The following is a 16,146-nucleotide window of genomic DNA, read 5'->3' on the forward strand; positions in this document are numbered from 1 at the left end:
ATGCCCGGACATGGCGGAGGGCGTCGAAGATCATTGTGTGACGAACGATCTGGACGCCCTCCTGACCGCACTGTACGTGAAGATCGATGATGAGTTGACCGGACCGCGGTGGACTGGGCGGCCTCCGGTGTTGACCGATTCGGAACTGGTGTGCCTGGCGGTGGCGCAGTCGCTGCTGGGGTTTACCTCCGAGGCGCACTGGCTGCGGTATGCCCGCAAGCATTTGACCGGCATGTTTCCGTATCTGCCGCAGCAGTCCGGCTACAACAAGCGGCTTCGGGCGGCTCTGGGCTTGGTCAAGCGGGTCGTTCGGATGCTGGCGCGGTCGAGTGATTTCTGGCTCGATGACTGCTGGATCGTGGACTCGACCCCGATACCGTGCGGGATGTCCCGACCCACAGTGGCGCGCTCGGAGCTGGCCGGGTGGGCCGGTTACGGCTACTGCGCGTCGCATTCACGGTTCTACTGGGGTTTGAAACTGTATCTGGTGTGTACCCCGGCGGGGATGCCGATCATGTGGGCCTTAGCAGACCCGAAAATCGGTGAACGCGAGGTGCTTTCGGCGATGCTCGAGGTCGACGCGGTCGTGGCGGGTGAGCACGACGGGATTCTGTTGATCTGCGACAAGGGTTTCGCGGGCCGTGATTTCGAGACACTGCTGGGCGAGTACGGGATCACCATGCTGCGGCCATCCCGCAAGGATGAGAAGGCCCGTTACGGTGAACCGCTGCTGAAGAAGGTGCGGCAGTTGATCGAGTCGGTCAACGACACCCTCAAAGGGCAACTCGACCTGGAAGACCACGGCGGACGCTCCTGCCAGGGCGTCGCGATCCGCGTCGCCCAACGCGTGCTGGCGATGGCCGCCGCGATCTGGCACAACCACACGATCGCCGCACCGGTCACCCGCTCACTGATCGCCTACGACCACTGACCAGGCTTCGGACTTACTCGTCTAGTGCGGATCCCGACGACTCCGATCAGTGCGAGGCGGCGAGACGGTCGCTGTCCTGTTGTGCCTTGATCACGGCGGCACCGGTTGTGGTGAGCCAGGATTCGAGGGTGGTGAGGGCGGGGTAGATTTCCCGAAGCGCGGGGATGTCGGCGTGCCAGCCCGCGGACTCGCGCAGCAGCCGCCAGGTGTTGCCGATCTGTTCGCCGATGGCATCCGCTTCGGCCTCGGTGACCTCGTGATAGCGCACCGGATATCCCGTGGCCCGGGTGATCGCCGCAAGGGCCGCGACGGGAGTTATCGCGTCACCGGCCAATTCGAGGGTTCGGCCGTGGAAGCGATCCGGATCGGCGAAGGCCAGTGCGGCGAAGGCGGCGATATCGTCGATCGCGATCATCTGCAGCGGCTGGTCCGCCGGGAACAGATGCTTGTGCACGCCGTCGATGATGCCGTCCACCGGACTGCCACGCAGAACGTAGTTCTCCATGAAGCGCACCGGACGCAATAGGGTGTAGCGCAGACCGCTGGCCGCCGCAGCCGCCTCGATGCTGCTCTTTCCGGACTGGCCCCAGGCCGCGTCATCGGTCATCGAAGCGACGCCGGTGAAGACGATCTGTTCGACCCCCGCACGCTTGGCCGCGTCGATCGCCGCGATACCGCGGGTTGCCTCCAACTCGGCTTGCCAGCCGTTCGGTCCGAAAGCGGCTGGCGGCATGAGGAATACACCGCGCGCTCCGGCGACGGCGGTGTCCAGCGTTGCGGGAGTGTCGAAGTCACCGGTCACCAATTCCGCACCGGCGTCGGCCAATGCGCGAGCCATGGGCGTCTGCGGATCGCGGACCAGCGCACGCACCGCGATGCCGTCGGCCAGCAGTCGGCGCGCGGTCGCGCCGCCCTGCTTGCCGGTCGCACCGGTGACCAGGATGGGGTTCTGCTGAAGGGACATGCTCGCCTTCTCTGCTCGATACAATCGGGTCGGATAACCCGTATTCGCACGATATGGGTGTGGCCACCCGCTTGGCCAGGTCCAGGAAACGGAAGGCCGTAACGAAATGTCTGCTTCGCTGTCCACTCCGGCGTCTTCCGCGCGGGCCGATGCCCGCCGCAATCGCGCGCTGGTGCTGGCCGCCGCGCAACGTGCTTTCGCCGAACACGGCACCTCGGTCTCACTGGCCGAGGTCGCCCGCAGAGCCGGGGTGGGCGCGGGCACCGTCTATCGGCATTTCCCCACGAAAACCGATCTGCTGGAAGCGGTTATGCAGCAGCGCGTCGACCGGCTCGCGACACTGGCCGCCGAATATCTCGACGCGCCGGATCCGGGTGCCGCGTTCTTCGCGGTCTGCACCGAGGTGGTCATGTCGGCCCCGGGCAGCCAGGCGCTCTGCGATGTCGTCCAGTCCGATGACGGTTGGCCGAAGGCGCTGTTACGAGGCGCGGGCGACCGCTTTCATCACGCGCTCGGCGCACTGCTGACGGCGGCGCAGCGCCGAGGCGCGGTCCGCTCCGATCTCGAAATCGCCGATGTGCTGGACATTTTCACCGGATGCGTCGCGGTTCAACGACGTCAACGCCCCGGTGGGCCACTGATTCGGGCTGTCGCGATCATGCTCGATGCCATGCGTGCGAATCCCGGAAGCATAGCCGTAACGAAACCCGATTCCGAGGCCAAGTTCAGTAACGAAACCGGCCCTCGTAACGAAACCTGTCCGATCTGCGGCACCGAGATCCACCCCACCGGCACCGGCCGCCCGGCCCGATACTGCTCGGCGGCCTGCCGTCAGAAGGCACACCGCCGACGAACCACCCGCGCGGCGCGGGCCGAGGCGGCCGTTCTGGGATAACACGACAGAATGTTCGGCGACCGTCTGCCCTGGAACGATCCGGGCATCGACGGTCGGCAAAAGGGCGGGGGAGCTAGAGCAGGTCGCTCACGTCGTCCGGCACATCGACGGCGTATTTGCGCAAGATGTCCATCGAGATCACTTCCAGGGCGTTTTCATGGGTAGCCGCCAGCACCACCGGCGCGGCGACACCGTCCTCATGGGCGTGCAACCAGCGCACGGCCACCACACACCACCGGTCGCCCGGCTGCAGGCCCGGGAAGTTGTTCTCCGGGCGCGGCGTACTCAGATCGTTGCCGATGGACGCCTGGTGTTCGAGAAATTCAGCCGTGACGACGGTGCACACGGTATGGCTGCCCAGATCCTCCGGCCCGGTACTGCAGCAGCCGTCCCGGTAGAAGCCGGTGAGAGGATCGGTGCCGCACTCTTCCAGCGGCCCCCCAAGCACGTTTCGATCGGTCACGTCGCCGATACTATTGTCACTTCGCGAGAAGTTCCGCAGGACAAGAAATCTCGGGGGTTGTGTGTCGGGTCCAGGACGCTGTGGTAAGGCGGATGACCTGGTTCTGCAAGGATGGTCGGCGTGAGCTCCGAAGCCTGGATCCTGATCGCCGCTGTCGCCGCCCTGCTGGTGGTGGCGTTTGTCGCCGGATTCGTCCTGTACAAGCGCCGTCGCGTCACGCTGACGCCACCCGCCGCCGAGAAAGAACTGACCGACCGGTCCGGCGGATACGCGGCCTCCGGTGGCTTCAACTTCAGTCAGGGCGGCACGGCCACCGCGACACGCCCGGAGCCCGCGCCGATCGAGCGGACCGATACGGAGGGGCAACCCCATGTCGGCGACGACGCGGCGATTCCGCGTGACGCACCGAAACGTGGCATTACCAATGTGCCGCTGCCCGAGGGCGATGTCGAAACCGCGGAATCCGCACCGGTCGAAACCGATGGTGCGGGCACCACGGCCGAATCGGCCACGGCCACGGTCGATTCGGATACCGCGGTCGAGTCGGACGAAGTAACCACCGAACCCGGAACGGCCCCGCCCACCAGCGCCGATGCCACCGCGCCCTCGGACACGACCGCGCCTGCGGACCCCGCCGCGCCCGCTGACACCGCCACGCCGACGGAACCCACCGCACCGACGGGCACCAAACCAGCCCAGCCCACGAGCACCACCCCGCCCGCAGCCACCGCACCAGCGCCGGCTCCGGACAAGAACGCCGTAGAAACCGCGGCCGAACCCACCGCCGCCGACGCGGCCACCACCCCTGCCCTGGAAGAAATCGAGCCGACCGCGGGCCGCCTGGTGCGCCTGCGCGGCCGCCTGTCCCGCTCTCAGAATGCCGTCGGCAAGAGCCTGCTCGGCCTGCTCGGCGGCGGCGACCTCGACGACGATTCCTGGGAAGAGGTAGAGGACACCCTGGTCCTGGCCGATCTCGGCACCGCGAGCACCACCGCGGTGGTGGATCGCCTGCGCGAGGAGATGGCCGCGCGCAGCGTCCGCAATACCGAACAGGCCCGCGCCGTGCTGCGCGAGGTACTGATCGAGGCGTTACGCCCCGAACTCGACCGGTCGGTACGCGCGCTCCCGCACGACGACCATCCGTCGATCCTGCTGGTCGTCGGTGTCAACGGCACCGGCAAGACCACCACGACCGGCAAACTCGCCCGCGTACTCGTCGCCGACGGCCGCCGGGTCCTGCTCGGGGCCGCCGATACTTTCCGCGCCGCCGCCGCCGATCAGCTGCAGACCTGGGGTGAGCGGGTCGGCGCCCATACCGTTCGTGGCAAGGAGGGCGCGGATCCGGCCGCGGTCGCCTTCGACGCGGTCAGCGCGGGCATCGAGGGCGGCGTCGATGTCGTCATGATCGATACCGCGGGCCGACTGCACACCAAGACCGGTCTGATGGACGAGCTCGGCAAGGTCAAGCGTGTCGTGGAGAAGAAGGCCGCGGTCGACGAGGTCCTGCTGGTGCTGGACGCCACCGTCGGACAGAACGGTCTCATGCAGGCGCGCGTCTTCGCGGATGTGGTCGATATCACCGGAGTCGTGCTCACCAAACTGGACGGCACGGCCAAGGGCGGCATCGTCTTCCAGGTGCAGCACGAACTCGGGGTTCCGGTGAAACTGGTCGGCCTCGGCGAGGGCGCCGACGACCTGGCTCCCTTCGAGCCCGGCGCCTTCGTGGACGCGTTGCTCGGCTAGCTCCGCGGCCACCGAATCCTTCTCCTCGGAAACAGCTGTCGGTTTGCTCCGACACGCATCGCACACCCGCGATGAAACGTCTGTGTACGCCAGGAAACGTGGTAGCAACACAACTGCCCCACGCGTTCACTTAGGTGAAACACAGCATCATCACGGATGAAACACCGAATGGCGACCCTTCTGTGCAGGTCCAATTGCCGGAGTCGGCAGGGCCCGAGATGAGGAGGACATTAAGGTGGCTTTTCCCCTTACCGGTGCACCGGACACCGGTGACACCGCCTGGATGCTGGCCAGTTCAGCGCTCGTGTTGTTGATGACGCCTGGCCTGGCGTTTTTCTACGGCGGCATGGTCCGCTCCAAGAACGTGCTCAACATGATCATGATGAGCATCAGCGCCATGGGTCTGGTCGGCGTGCTGTGGTCGCTATACGGATACTCGGCCGCGTTCGGTGACAACAAGTTCGGCGTGGTCGGCGATCCGGCGCAGTTCTTCGGTCTCAAAGGTCTGATCGGCGGCAATTCGGTTGCCGAGGTCAAGGACGCCACCGGTGCTGTCACCACTGCGGCAGTGAACATCCCGCTCGCGGGCACGATCCCCGCGACCGTGTTCGTCGCGTTCCAGTTGATGTTCGCGATCATCACGGTTGCCCTCATCTCGGGTGCGGTCGCCGACCGCCTGAAGTTCGGCTCCTGGCTGCTGTTCGCCGGTATCTGGGCGACGGTCGTCTACTTCCCGGTCGCGCACTGGGTCTTCGACTTCGACGTCAAGGATGCCGACGGCAATGTCGTGCACGAAGGCGGCTGGATCGCGAACAAACTGCTCGCGGTCGACTTCGCCGGTGGTACCGCGGTCCATATCAATGCCGGTGCCGCGGGCCTGGCCCTCGTGCTGGTGCTCGGCAAGCGCAAGGGCTGGCCGAAGACTCCGTTCCGCCCGCACAACCTGCCGTTCGTGATGCTCGGCGCCGGTCTGCTGTGGTTCGGCTGGTTCGGCTTCAACGCCGGTTCCGCGGTCACCTCGGGTGGTCTGGCCGGTTCGACCTTCATCACCACGACCCTCGCGACCTGTGCCGCGATGCTGGCCTGGCTGCTGGTGGAGAAGGTCCGCGACGGCAAGCCCACCTCGCTGGGCGCGGCCTCGGGTGTGGTGGCCGGTCTGGTCGCGATCACCCCGTCGTGTTCCTCGGTCAACGTGGTCGGCGCCCTGGTGATCGGCTTCGTGGCCGGTGCGGTCTGTGCGCTCGCGGTCGGCCTGAAGTTCAAGTTCGGCTTCGACGACTCGCTCGACGTAGTCGGCGTGCACCTCGTCGGCGGCATCATCGGCACCCTCATGGTCGGCCTCGTGGCCGCGCCGGAGGCGGGCGCGGGCAAGACCGGCCTGTTCTACGGCGGCGGTTTCGACCAGCTGTGGCGTCAGGCCGTCGGCGCCGGTGCGGTACTTGCGTTCTCCTTCATCGCGACCCTGATCATTGCCTATATCGTGAAGTTCACCATTGGGCTGCGCGCCAGCGAGGAAGCCGAGTCGGTGGGCATGGACGAGTCCGAGCACGCTGAAACGGCATACGATTTCGCTGCTGTGGGTGGCACGGCACGTACCGCCGTCAAGGAGGCATGACGACATGAAACTGATCACCGCAATCGTCAAACCGTTCACTCTCGAGGACGTCAAATCCGGGCTCGAGCAGGCTGGTGTGCTGGGCATGACCGTCAGCGAGGTACAGGGCTACGGCCGCCAGAAGGGGCACACCGAGGTCTACCGCGGCGCCGAGTACTCGGTGGATTTCGTTCCGAAGGTTCGGGTCGAGGTTGTCGTGGACGATGCGTCGGTCGACCGGGTCGTCGAGGTGATCGTCGAGGCCTCCCGCACCGGCAAGATCGGTGACGGCAAGGTCTGGGTGACCCCGGTGGAGTCGATCATCCGAGTGCGGACGGGCGAACGCGGTACCGACGCTCTGTAAGCGGAAATCGAAATCGAGCGGCGGCCCCGCTCCCACCGGATAGCCCGGTCGGGGCGGGGCCGTACGCATTTGGATGGACGGTGGTTTGTGGGTAGTCACGAGCAAGACGGCAGACAGGTAACCGAGAATGTCTCCAACGGCGCGACCGACCTGGTCCGGGCACGCAATCAATTGCTCGAGGGCGGACTGCCCCGTAATCCGCGTCTGGACGCGGAATCCCTGCGTTCGGCGCTGGTCGATCTGTTCGAACTGTGGCTGACTACGAAGGGCACCGATCTCGGCATCGGCCGCGACAGCGGTCTGGCCGTGGTCGCGGTGGGCGGACTCGGACGCAAGGAGATGCTGCCGTACTCCGATCTGGACCTGGTGTTGCTGCACGATGACGTCGATCCGGCGCGGGTGGCCGAGGTGGCCGACCAGCTCTGGTATCCGCTGTGGGACGCGCACATCAAGCTCGACCACAGCGTGCGCACCGTGCCGCAGGCATTGCGCGTGGCCTCCGACGATCTCATCGCGGCCCTCGGCATGCTCGAGGCCAGGCACATCGTCGGCGATATCGAGTTGAGCAATCTGCTGATCGGCGGGGTGCGCCGGGAGTGGCGGACCGGAATCCGTTCGCGCTTCGACGAATTGATCGAACAGGCCGAGACCAGATGGGACCGCAGCGGTGCGATCGCCCATCGTGCCGAACCCGATCTGAAGAACGGGCGCGGCGGACTGCGCGATATCCAACTGCTCGACGCGCTGGCCATCGCACAGCTGACCGATGCGATGCCGGGTCTCGGGCCGGATGTGCCGGGCGGTGGGGTGAAGCACGCGCGGCGCCGTTTGCTGGATGTTCGCACGGAGCTGCATCGGGTGGCGGGCCGGGCGCGCGATCAGCTGCGCGCCCAGGATGCCGACGAGATCGGCGCGGCCTTGCGCATCGGTGACCGTTTCGATCTCGCCCGCACACTGAGCGATTCGGCGCGGACGGTGAGTTACTCGGTCGATGTCGGTCTGCGCACCGCGGCCAATGCGCTACCGCGTCGTGGTCTCGCGCGACTGCGTCGCATGCCGGTTCGTCGACCACTCGATGAGGGGGTGGTCGAACACGCGGGGGAGGTCGTGTTGGCCCGGGATGCGCGGCCGCAGCGCGATCCCGGACTGATTCTGCGGGTGGCCGCGGCGTCGGCGCAGACCGGGCTGCCGATGTCCGCGACGACCCTGAACCGGCTCTCCGAGGATGCGCCGGAGCTGCGCGAACCCTGGCCCAAGGACGCGGTCAACGACCTGTTGATCCTGCTCGGCGCGGGCCGCGGCGTCATCGATGCGGTCGAGGCACTGGACCGAACGGGCTTGTGGGGCAGGCTGCTTCCCGAATGGGGTGCGGTGCGCGACCTGCCGCCGCGCGATGCCCTGCACACCTGGACCGTGGACCGGCACCTGATGGAGACGGTCGCCTATGCGAGCGCGTTGAGCACCCGCGTCGCCCGTCCCGACCTGCTGATGCTCGGTGCGCTGCTGCACGATATCGGCAAGGGTCGCACCGGTGACCACAGCATTGTCGGCGCCGAACTGGCCACCCATATCGGACGGCGTCTCGGCCTGTGGCCATCGGACGTGCGCACGCTCAGCGCCATCGTGCGCCACCATCTGTTATTGCCCGACACCGCGACTCGCCGCGATCTGGCCGATCCCGACACCGTGGGACTCGTCGTCGATGCCCTCGGCGGCGACGTGCAACTGCTCGAACTGCTGCACACCCTGGCCGAGGCCGATTCGCTGGCCACCGGACCCGGCGTGTGGGGTGATTGGAAGGCCTCGCTGATCGGGGAACTCGTGCGGCGCTGCCGCTTGGTCATGGCGGGGGATCAGCTGCCGGAGCCGGAGCCGATCGCACCGGAACTGCTGGCCAAGGCCGCGGCGGGTGGCGTGCACGTCGATCTGCGGCCCGGCGAGGGCAAGTACACCTACACGGTCACCGTGATCGCGCCGGATACGCCGGGCCTGCTCTCGGATGCCGCCGGGGTGCTGGCCCTGCATTCGCTGCGGGTGCTCTCGGCAACCGTCGGCAGCGAAGGTAGCTCGGCCATCAATACTTTCGTGGTCTCCCCGAAGTTCGGCGATCCGCCGGACGGCGGACTGCTGCGGCAGGAGCTGATCCGGGCGAGCGCGGGCGATCTGGATCTGTCCGCGGTGCTCGCGAAGCGGGAGCGCGAGGCCACCGGTACTCGCCCGAACCCGTACGCGCAGGCACAGCCCCGAGTGATCTGGTCGACGGCATCGACTCCCGGCCAGGTGGTCCTCGAATTGCGTGCCGAGGACCGGATCGGCCTGCTCAGCCGTCTGGCCGCGGCGTTTGCCGAATGCGGTGCCGACGTGCGCTGGGCGAAGGTGGTGACCATGGGTTCCGCGGTGGTCGATGCCTTCAGCCTCGACCTCGGCGTCGATATTCCGGAGCGTCGCGAAACCGTCGAAAAGGCGGTTCTGGCCGTGGTCCCGCGGCCCGCCCCGAAGCCGCCGGAGGGAGTCGGACCACCCGGTACCGGCTCGGACTCCTGACCGGAGTGATTGACATTTGCACATGATTTGCTGAAAGCGTATGCAGCGCGCCCGGCGCACCCTACTATCAGAGCGTCTGGCTATCGCGAGCATGAGGGGAGCAGGTCGGTGGCAATTGAAGTCGTTTCGGCGTCGATGATGACGAGTGACGAGACCACGCATATGGCGCGCTGCGTCGGCGGTGATCGGTGGGTGGTCTCCTGGCTGCCCGGCCGGACACTGACCGGTCAGCAGGCTGTGACCGCTATGACGATTGCCACCACCGTTGCCACCCACGATGTGCCGACAGGCACGGACTGGGCCATGCTCGACGACCTGGCCCTCGAGCTCGGCCTCACCGGTCGGGAGGCGGTTTTCATGGTTGCTCTGGAGAACCACGACTACCGCAAAACCGCCAGACCGCGCCGCCGCGCGATGGAATAACGCCACGAAGCGAGCACCGCTTGCGCGAACTGGTGGGCAGTCCCATTACCCTGGGATACCAAGTGACGTCCCACGAGATCAGGAGCGCGATCGGTGTTCGAATCCCTGTCCGACCGGCTTACCGGTGCCCTCAAGGATCTTCGCGGTAAGGGGCGTCTGTCACCGGCCGACATCGACGCCACCTGTCGTGAGATCCGCCTCGCCCTGCTCGAAGCCGACGTCGCGCTGCCCGTGGTGCGCGGTTTCATCGCCAAGATCAAGGAGCGGGCCAAGGGCGCGGAGGTCTCCGCCGCCCTCAATCCGGCCCAGCAGGTCGTCAAGATCGTCAACGAGGAACTCATCGGAATCCTCGGTGGCGAAACCCGCAGGCTGACCCTGGCCAAGAATCCGCCGACGGTGATCATGCTCGCCGGTCTGCAGGGTTCCGGTAAGACCACCCTGGCGGGCAAGCTCGCGAAATGGCTCAAGGGGCAGGGGCATCAGCCGCTGCTGGTGGCCTGTGACCTGCAGCGCCCCGGCGCGGTCACCCAGCTCCAGGTGGTCGGTGACCGCGCGGGTGCGCCCGTCTTCGCGCCGCATCCCGGCACCTCCATCGGCGGCGGCGAGAATCCGCTCGGCATTTCGGCGGCCGATCCGGTCGCGGTGGCCGAGGCCGGTGTCGCGGAGGCGCGCAGCAAACAGTACGACGTGGTGATCGTCGACACCGCCGGTCGCCTCGGTATCGATGCCGAGCTGATGGCGCAGGCCGCCGGCATCCGCGATGCGGTGAAGCCGGACGAGACGCTGTTCGTACTCGACGCGATGATCGGTCAGGACGCCGTCAATACCGCGGAGTCATTCCGCGACGGCGTCGGCTTCACCGGTGTCGTACTCACCAAACTCGACGGTGACGCCCGTGGTGGTGCCGCGCTGTCGGTCCGCAATGTGACCGGTGCGCCGATCATGTTCGCCTCCACCGGTGAGAAGCTCGAGGACTTCGACGTCTTCCACCCGGACCGGATGGCCTCGCGCATCCTCGGCATGGGTGACGTGCTGAGCCTGATCGAGCAGGCCGAACAGGTCTACGACCAGCAGCAGGCCGAGGAAGCCGCCCGCAAGATCGGCAGCGGCGAGATGACGCTCGAGGACTTCCTCGATCAGATGCTCGCGATCCGCAAGATGGGCCCCATCGGCAACCTGCTCGGCATGCTGCCCGGTGCGGGCCAGATGAAGGATGTGCTCGCCCAGGTCGACGATAAGCAGCTCGACCGGGTGCAGGCGATCATCCGCGGCATGACCCCGGCCGAACGCGCGAACCCGAAGATCATCAACGCATCTCGCCGCCTGCGCATCGCCAACGGTTCCGGCGTGCAGGTCTCCGAGGTCAACCAACTCGTCGACCGCTTCTTCGAGGCCAAGAAGATGATGGCCATGATGGGCCGCCAAATGGGGCTGCCCGGCTCGCGACGGGCCAACGCGAAGAAGGGCAAGAAGGGTAAGAAGGGTGGCCGTGGGCCGACGCCGCCGAAGGTGCGCGGTGGGTTCCCCGGCATGCCCGGTATGCCCGCAGGGATGCCGGATCTGTCCGGAATGCCCGCCGGGCTGGACCAACTGCCGCCTGGGCTCGAGGGTTTCGACCTGTCGAAGCTGAACTTCCCCAAGAAGTAGGGCGTGTTCGTGTTCGGCGTCGGCAGTAGGTCGGGTGCCGACGACGGTCGAGGAGGTTGGTGTGCATCTGCGGGGTGTGGTTCTCCCTGATGACGAGGTGCGTGACCTGTGGGTGCGGGACGGGCTGGTGTCGTTCGAGCCCGTCGCGGGGGCCGAAACACTGTGCGGCACAGGCTGGATCGTGCCCGGACTCGTCGATGCGCACTGTCACGTCGGCATCCGGTACGGCGGGGGCCACGAGGATCGCGAGGGCGCGATCGCCCAGGCCGAGACCGAGCGGGACGCGGGTGCGCTGCTGCTGCGCGATGCGGGGTCACCGATCGATACGCACTTCATCGATGAGCACGAGGAACTACCGCGGATCATTCGCGCGGGCCGCCATATCGCCCGACCGCGGCGGTATATCCGGGAACTCGGCATCGAACTCGACGACGAGCGCGATCTGCCGGAGATCGTCGCCGAACAGGCTCGGTTCGGCGACGGCTGGGTGAAGATCGTCGGCGACTGGATCGACCGGTCGGCGGGCGATCTGCGGCCGCTGTGGAGTGACACGATCCTGAAGGAGGCGATCGACGCCGCGCACGCCAACGGCGCGCGGGTGACGGCACACGTCTTCGGCGAGGACGCCCTGCCCGGCCTGATCAACGCGGGCATCGACTGCCTCGAACACGGCACCGGCCTCACCGACGACACCATCGAGTTGATGGTCGAACACGGCACCGCGCTGGTCCCGACGCTGATCAATATCGACACCTTCCCCGAAATCGCCGACGGCGCGGGCAAATTCCCTATCTACGCCGCACATATGCGCGATCTGCACGCGCGCGTCCGGCGTACCGTTGGCAATGCGCACGATGCGGGCGTTCCGATTTTCGCGGGCACCGATGCGGGTGGCTCCATCCGTCACGGCCGGATTGCCGACGAAATCGCCGCCCTGTCCGGGGCGGGGTTGTCGAACCACGACGCACTCGGCGCTGCCTCCTGGAACGCCCGCACCTGGCTCGGGCGTCCGGGCATCGAGGCCGGTGCGCCAGCGGATTTCGTTGTCTACCAGGAAGATCCGCGCATCAACCCGGCCGCGCTCACCGAGCCGCACTACGTCGTCCTGCGTGGCCGCCTCGTCAAAACCCACAATCCGGTCACCGGCCACCGCTGACCGGCCTGTCGCGTGCGCTGGGTCGTCAGTCGGTGTGCGACAGACTCCCAGGTCAGCGGGCTGATGTGGCCAAGATCGGGAAGGCTGGGGTGTGGCGCGCGTAGGGTCGGGTTATGACCATTCGCCTCGGTTATCAGATGCCCAACTTCAGTTATGGCCAGCCCGTCAGCGAACTCTTTCCGACCGTGGTCGCGCAGGCCAGGGAGGCCGAAGCCGCCGGTTTCGACACGGTCTTCGTCATGGATCATTTCTACCAGCTGCCCGGTCTCGGTGAGCCGAGTGAGCCGATGCTCGAGGCCTACACCGCACTGTCCGGAATCGCCGCGTCCACCGAACGAATTCAGTTGTCGGCGTTGGTAACCGGCAACACCTACCGCAATCCCGCCCTGCTCGCCAAGACCGTCACCACCATGGATCTGGTGAGTGGCGGACGGGCGGTACTCGGCATCGGGGCCGGTTGGTTCGAGCTCGAACACCAGTCCTATGGTTTCGAATTCGGCACCTTCACCGAACGATTCCAACGGCTCGACGAGGCGCTGCGGATCATCACCCCGATGCTGCGCGGTGAACACTCCACCTTCGACGGCAAGTGGTACCACACCGAGAACGCCATGAATGAGCCGCGGCTGCGCAATGACCTGCCCATTCTGCTCGGTGGCGGCGGCGAGAAAAAGACCTTCGCGCTGGCCGCCCGCTTCGCCGACCACATCAACATCATCTGCAACGCCTCCGAACTGCCCCGCAAGATCGAGGCACTGCACCAGCGCTGTGCCGAAATCGACCGCGACCCGGAGACTTTGGAGGTGAGCTACCTCTGTTTCCTGATGATCGATGAAGACGGCGACCGCGCACGCAAACAACAGCACGATCTTCTGCGCGGTATCGGCGTCGACCTGTCCACCATCTCGGAGGACGAGCGCAAGCAAACCATCGCCGACCGCCAATTCGTCGGCAGCCCAGCCGAAGTCGCCGAGCAACTGCAGACCAGGGTGCTCGACCAGGGTGTGCAGGGTCTCATCGTCAACATGGTGACGAACGGCCACGAACCGGGCGCCGTGGATCTTGCCGGACGCACTCTCGCCCCATTGGTCCGCTGAGCCGGTTGCCCTGAGCGCCCATTCGTTTCCCGAGCAGTGGGCGCTCAGATCAATGCCCGCCGGGGCAGATCACTCTTCGCCCGCTCGACCGGCGTGGGCGGCCCGGTCATGACGACTACCGCAGTCACCGGCGCCCTATGCCCTGCGACAGAGATCGGACGGGACATGACGATGAGCGCCGAGGTTGCGATGATTCATCCCTTGGGCCCAACGACTGTGGAAGACTGGCTGGCCGAAGAGCAGCCGTCCGATGGATCTCGACTCGAACTCATCCTGGGGTACCTGTACATGACGCCAGCGCCCGGCGGTCCGCATCAGTATGCGTCGCTGGAGTTGGCGATTCTGTTGTGCGACGCGCTGCGGGCCGCGGGACGGAGCGATTTGGATGTACTGCCGGCGGTAGCTGTGCGGATCAGCACAGCTTTCCGCACCGGGGTCATTCCCGATATCGCTGTAGTGAATGTCGACATCAACCACGCCAGCTTCGCGCCCGAGGACCTCGTGCTGGCCGTCGAGGTGTGGTCTCCTGGCAATACCCGCGAGGAGCGCGATACAGAGATCGCCGGATACGCGGCCGCACGTGTCCCGTACCTGTGGGTTGTCGAGTTGCCCGAGGACAAGCCAGCACGTTTCTGGGGCTATCGGCTCGGTGAGAGCGGATACCGTCAGGAGGTGTACGTCGCGGCGGGCGAGACGGTCGTGGCTCCGGGACCTGTTCCGATCACCGTCAACACGGCGGATCTGCGCTGAGGCGCTGCTGACACCGCGATTTCAGGAGCGGGGGACCGGTCTGGCAGAATGGACCACCGTCCTTCCTGGACAAGTGTCAGCCCGTCTCCGGTTACGTACCGCGCGGCGGTCACACACTCCAAGCGCAAAACCGGGCTCGCAGACCGTGCGGGTCGCTGAATTGCGCCGTGACCAAACAATGAAAGGCAGATCAGCACATGGCTGTTCGCATCAAGCTCACCCGTCTCGGCAAGATCCGCAACCCGCAGTACCGCGTGGTGATCGCGGACGCCCGCACCCGTCGTGACGGCCGCGCCATCGAGAACGTCGGCAAGTACCACCCGAAGGAAGAGCCCTCGCTGATCGAGATCAACTCCGAGCGGGTGCAGTACTGGCTGGGTGTCGGCGCGCAGCCGACCGAGGCCGTGCAGCGCCTGCTGGAGATCACCGGCGACTGGCAGAAGTTCAAGGGCCTGCCGGGCGCCGAGGGCACCCTGAAGGTGAAGCCCGCGAAGCCGTCCAAGCTGGACCTGTTCAACGCCGCGCTGGCCGCCGCCGACAACGAGCCGGTCGCCGAGGCCGTCACCCCCAAGAAGAAGGCCGCCAAGAAGGACGAGGCCGCCGAGACCGAGGCTGCCGAGTAACCGTGAGCGAGCGCAGCGAGCCAACCGTGGGCACAGCCGAGCATCGCTCGGTCATGGCGGAGCCGAGCGCCAGCGAGGCGGAGTCATGAGCGAGCGCAGCGAGCGAGCCATAGGCACAGCGCCCACGGCGATCATGACGGAGCCGAGCGCTAGCGAGGCGCAGTCATGAGCGCCGTCGTCGCCGATGCCGTCGAGCACCTGGTTCGCGGCATTGTCGCGAATCCGGATGACGTCCGGGTCGAGCTGATCACCGGCCGCCGCGGACGCACCGTCGAAGTGCACGTCAACCCCGATGACCTGGGCAAGGTGATCGGTCGCGGCGGTCGTACCGCGACCGCGCTGCGCACCCTCGTCGCAGGGATCGGCGGCCGGGGCATCCGGGTCGACGTGGTCGATACCGACGCTTGATGGAACTCGTCGTAGGCCGGGTCGCCAAATCGCACGGTGTGCGTGGCGAGCTGGTCGTCGAGGTACGCACCGATGATCCCGACGCGCGTTTCGCACCTGGTGTGCGACTGCGCGGGCGGGCGGCGCGATCCGAAGAAGTTCGTGAATTCACCGTGGAGTCGGCCCGAGAGCATTCGGGCCGGCTCCTCGTGCAACTCGTCGGGATCTCCGACCGCACCGCCGCCGATGCGCTGCGCGGCACGCTGTTCATCGTGGACAGTGCCGAGCTGCCGCAGTCGGAGGATCCGGACGAGTTCTACGACCACGAGTTGGAGGGACTGACCGTCCAGCTCACCGATGGCACTGTTGTCGGCAAGGTCACCGAGGTGCTGCATTCGGCTGCGGGAGAACTGCTTTCGGTGCGCGCCGCCGACGACGGCAGGGAGATCCTGATCCCGTTCGTCACCGCGATCGTGCCGACGGTGTCGCTGGCCGATCAACTTGTCGTCATCGATCCGCCCGAGGGTCTGCTCGATCCGGAGTAGCGGATCGCCGATCCACCGGA

At 66.5% G+C, this 16,146-nt stretch carries 16 protein-coding genes; 14 read left to right on the forward strand and 2 right to left on the reverse strand.

Annotated elements, in window-relative coordinates; genetic code table 11:
• The first annotated feature begins 37 nt into the window (after positions 1-37).
• Positions 38-931: an IS982 family transposase gene (locus ACQPZ2_RS12245; RefSeq protein WP_433523587.1), complete on the forward strand. Its 894-nt coding sequence runs from the start codon at positions 38-40 to the stop codon at positions 929-931.
• Between the two features lie 46 nt (positions 932-977).
• On the opposite strand, the gene ACQPZ2_RS12250 is transcribed toward ACQPZ2_RS12245, so the two are convergent.
• Positions 978-1,895 carry an NmrA family NAD(P)-binding protein gene (locus ACQPZ2_RS12250; protein ID WP_433525639.1) on the reverse strand — a complete coding sequence of 306 codons (918 nt, stop codon included), beginning with the start codon at positions 1,893-1,895 and terminating at the stop codon, positions 978-980.
• A 106-nt stretch (positions 1,896-2,001) separates the two neighbouring features.
• Between ACQPZ2_RS12250 and ACQPZ2_RS12255 the strand changes: the two genes are divergently transcribed.
• A complete protein-coding gene (locus ACQPZ2_RS12255; RefSeq protein ID WP_433525640.1) occupies positions 2,002-2,790 on the forward strand; it encodes a TetR family transcriptional regulator in 789 nt (262 codons plus the stop codon).
• Positions 2,791-2,863: 73 nt separating this feature from the next.
• Here the strand turns inward: ACQPZ2_RS12255 and ACQPZ2_RS12260 are convergent, their stop codons facing one another.
• Positions 2,864-3,253: a DUF2237 family protein gene (locus ACQPZ2_RS12260; RefSeq protein WP_019048221.1), complete on the reverse strand. Its 390-nt coding sequence runs from the start codon at positions 3,251-3,253 to the stop codon at positions 2,864-2,866.
• Between the two features lie 111 nt (positions 3,254-3,364).
• Here ACQPZ2_RS12260 and ftsY point away from each other — a divergent pair, with 111 nt between their 5' ends.
• The 12 genes from ftsY (at position 3,365) to rimM (ending at position 16,126) form a co-directional block, all read left to right on the forward strand.
• A complete protein-coding gene (gene ftsY, locus ACQPZ2_RS12265; protein WP_433525641.1) occupies positions 3,365-4,996 on the forward strand; it encodes a signal recognition particle-docking protein FtsY in 1,632 nt (543 codons plus the stop codon).
• 235 nt (positions 4,997-5,231) lie between these two features.
• Positions 5,232-6,611 carry an ammonium transporter gene (locus ACQPZ2_RS12270; protein ID WP_433525642.1) on the forward strand — a complete coding sequence of 460 codons (1,380 nt, stop codon included), beginning with the start codon at positions 5,232-5,234 and terminating at the stop codon, positions 6,609-6,611.
• Between the two features lie 4 nt (positions 6,612-6,615).
• The gene (locus ACQPZ2_RS12275) at positions 6,616-6,954 is read left to right on the forward strand and encodes a P-II family nitrogen regulator (RefSeq protein WP_063045789.1); all 339 of its coding nucleotides are present in this window, start codon (positions 6,616-6,618) and stop codon (positions 6,952-6,954) included.
• An 87-nt stretch (positions 6,955-7,041) separates the two neighbouring features.
• A complete protein-coding gene (locus ACQPZ2_RS12280) occupies positions 7,042-9,498 on the forward strand; it encodes a [protein-PII] uridylyltransferase (protein WP_433525643.1) in 2,457 nt (818 codons plus the stop codon).
• Between the two features lie 108 nt (positions 9,499-9,606).
• Positions 9,607-9,921 carry a hypothetical protein gene (locus ACQPZ2_RS12285; protein ID WP_433525644.1) on the forward strand — a complete coding sequence of 105 codons (315 nt, stop codon included), beginning with the start codon at positions 9,607-9,609 and terminating at the stop codon, positions 9,919-9,921.
• A 93-nt stretch (positions 9,922-10,014) separates the two neighbouring features.
• Positions 10,015-11,568 (forward strand): signal recognition particle protein, encoded by a 1,554-nt coding sequence (ffh, locus tag ACQPZ2_RS12290; RefSeq protein WP_433525645.1) that lies wholly within the window; start codon positions 10,015-10,017, stop codon positions 11,566-11,568.
• A gap of 61 nt (positions 11,569-11,629) precedes the next feature.
• Entirely contained in the window at positions 11,630-12,724 is a 1,095-nt protein-coding gene (locus ACQPZ2_RS12295) for an amidohydrolase family protein (protein ID WP_433525646.1), read from the forward strand.
• A gap of 113 nt (positions 12,725-12,837) precedes the next feature.
• Positions 12,838-13,821 carry an LLM class F420-dependent oxidoreductase gene (locus ACQPZ2_RS12300; protein ID WP_433525647.1) on the forward strand — a complete coding sequence of 328 codons (984 nt, stop codon included), beginning with the start codon at positions 12,838-12,840 and terminating at the stop codon, positions 13,819-13,821.
• Between the two features lie 171 nt (positions 13,822-13,992).
• Positions 13,993-14,571 carry a Uma2 family endonuclease gene (locus tag ACQPZ2_RS12305; RefSeq protein WP_433525648.1) on the forward strand — a complete coding sequence of 193 codons (579 nt, stop codon included), beginning with the start codon at positions 13,993-13,995 and terminating at the stop codon, positions 14,569-14,571.
• A 197-nt stretch (positions 14,572-14,768) separates the two neighbouring features.
• On the forward strand, positions 14,769-15,194 hold the full coding sequence (rpsP, locus tag ACQPZ2_RS12310; protein WP_063045795.1) for a 30S ribosomal protein S16: 426 nt from the start codon (positions 14,769-14,771) through the stop codon (positions 15,192-15,194).
• Between the two features lie 165 nt (positions 15,195-15,359).
• On the forward strand, positions 15,360-15,602 hold the full coding sequence (locus ACQPZ2_RS12315; RefSeq protein ID WP_040693288.1) for an RNA-binding protein: 243 nt from the start codon (positions 15,360-15,362) through the stop codon (positions 15,600-15,602).
• Entirely contained in the window at positions 15,602-16,126 is a 525-nt protein-coding gene (gene rimM, locus ACQPZ2_RS12320; RefSeq protein ID WP_433525649.1) for a ribosome maturation factor RimM, read from the forward strand. The genes ACQPZ2_RS12315 and rimM overlap by 1 nt, the downstream gene beginning before the upstream one ends.
• Positions 16,127-16,146 lie beyond the last annotated feature (20 nt).

Origin of the sequence: Nocardia pseudovaccinii, from assembly GCF_050942345.1 — a bacterium.
In the GTDB taxonomy this organism is placed as follows: domain Bacteria; phylum Actinomycetota; class Actinomycetes; order Mycobacteriales; family Mycobacteriaceae; genus Nocardia; species Nocardia pseudovaccinii.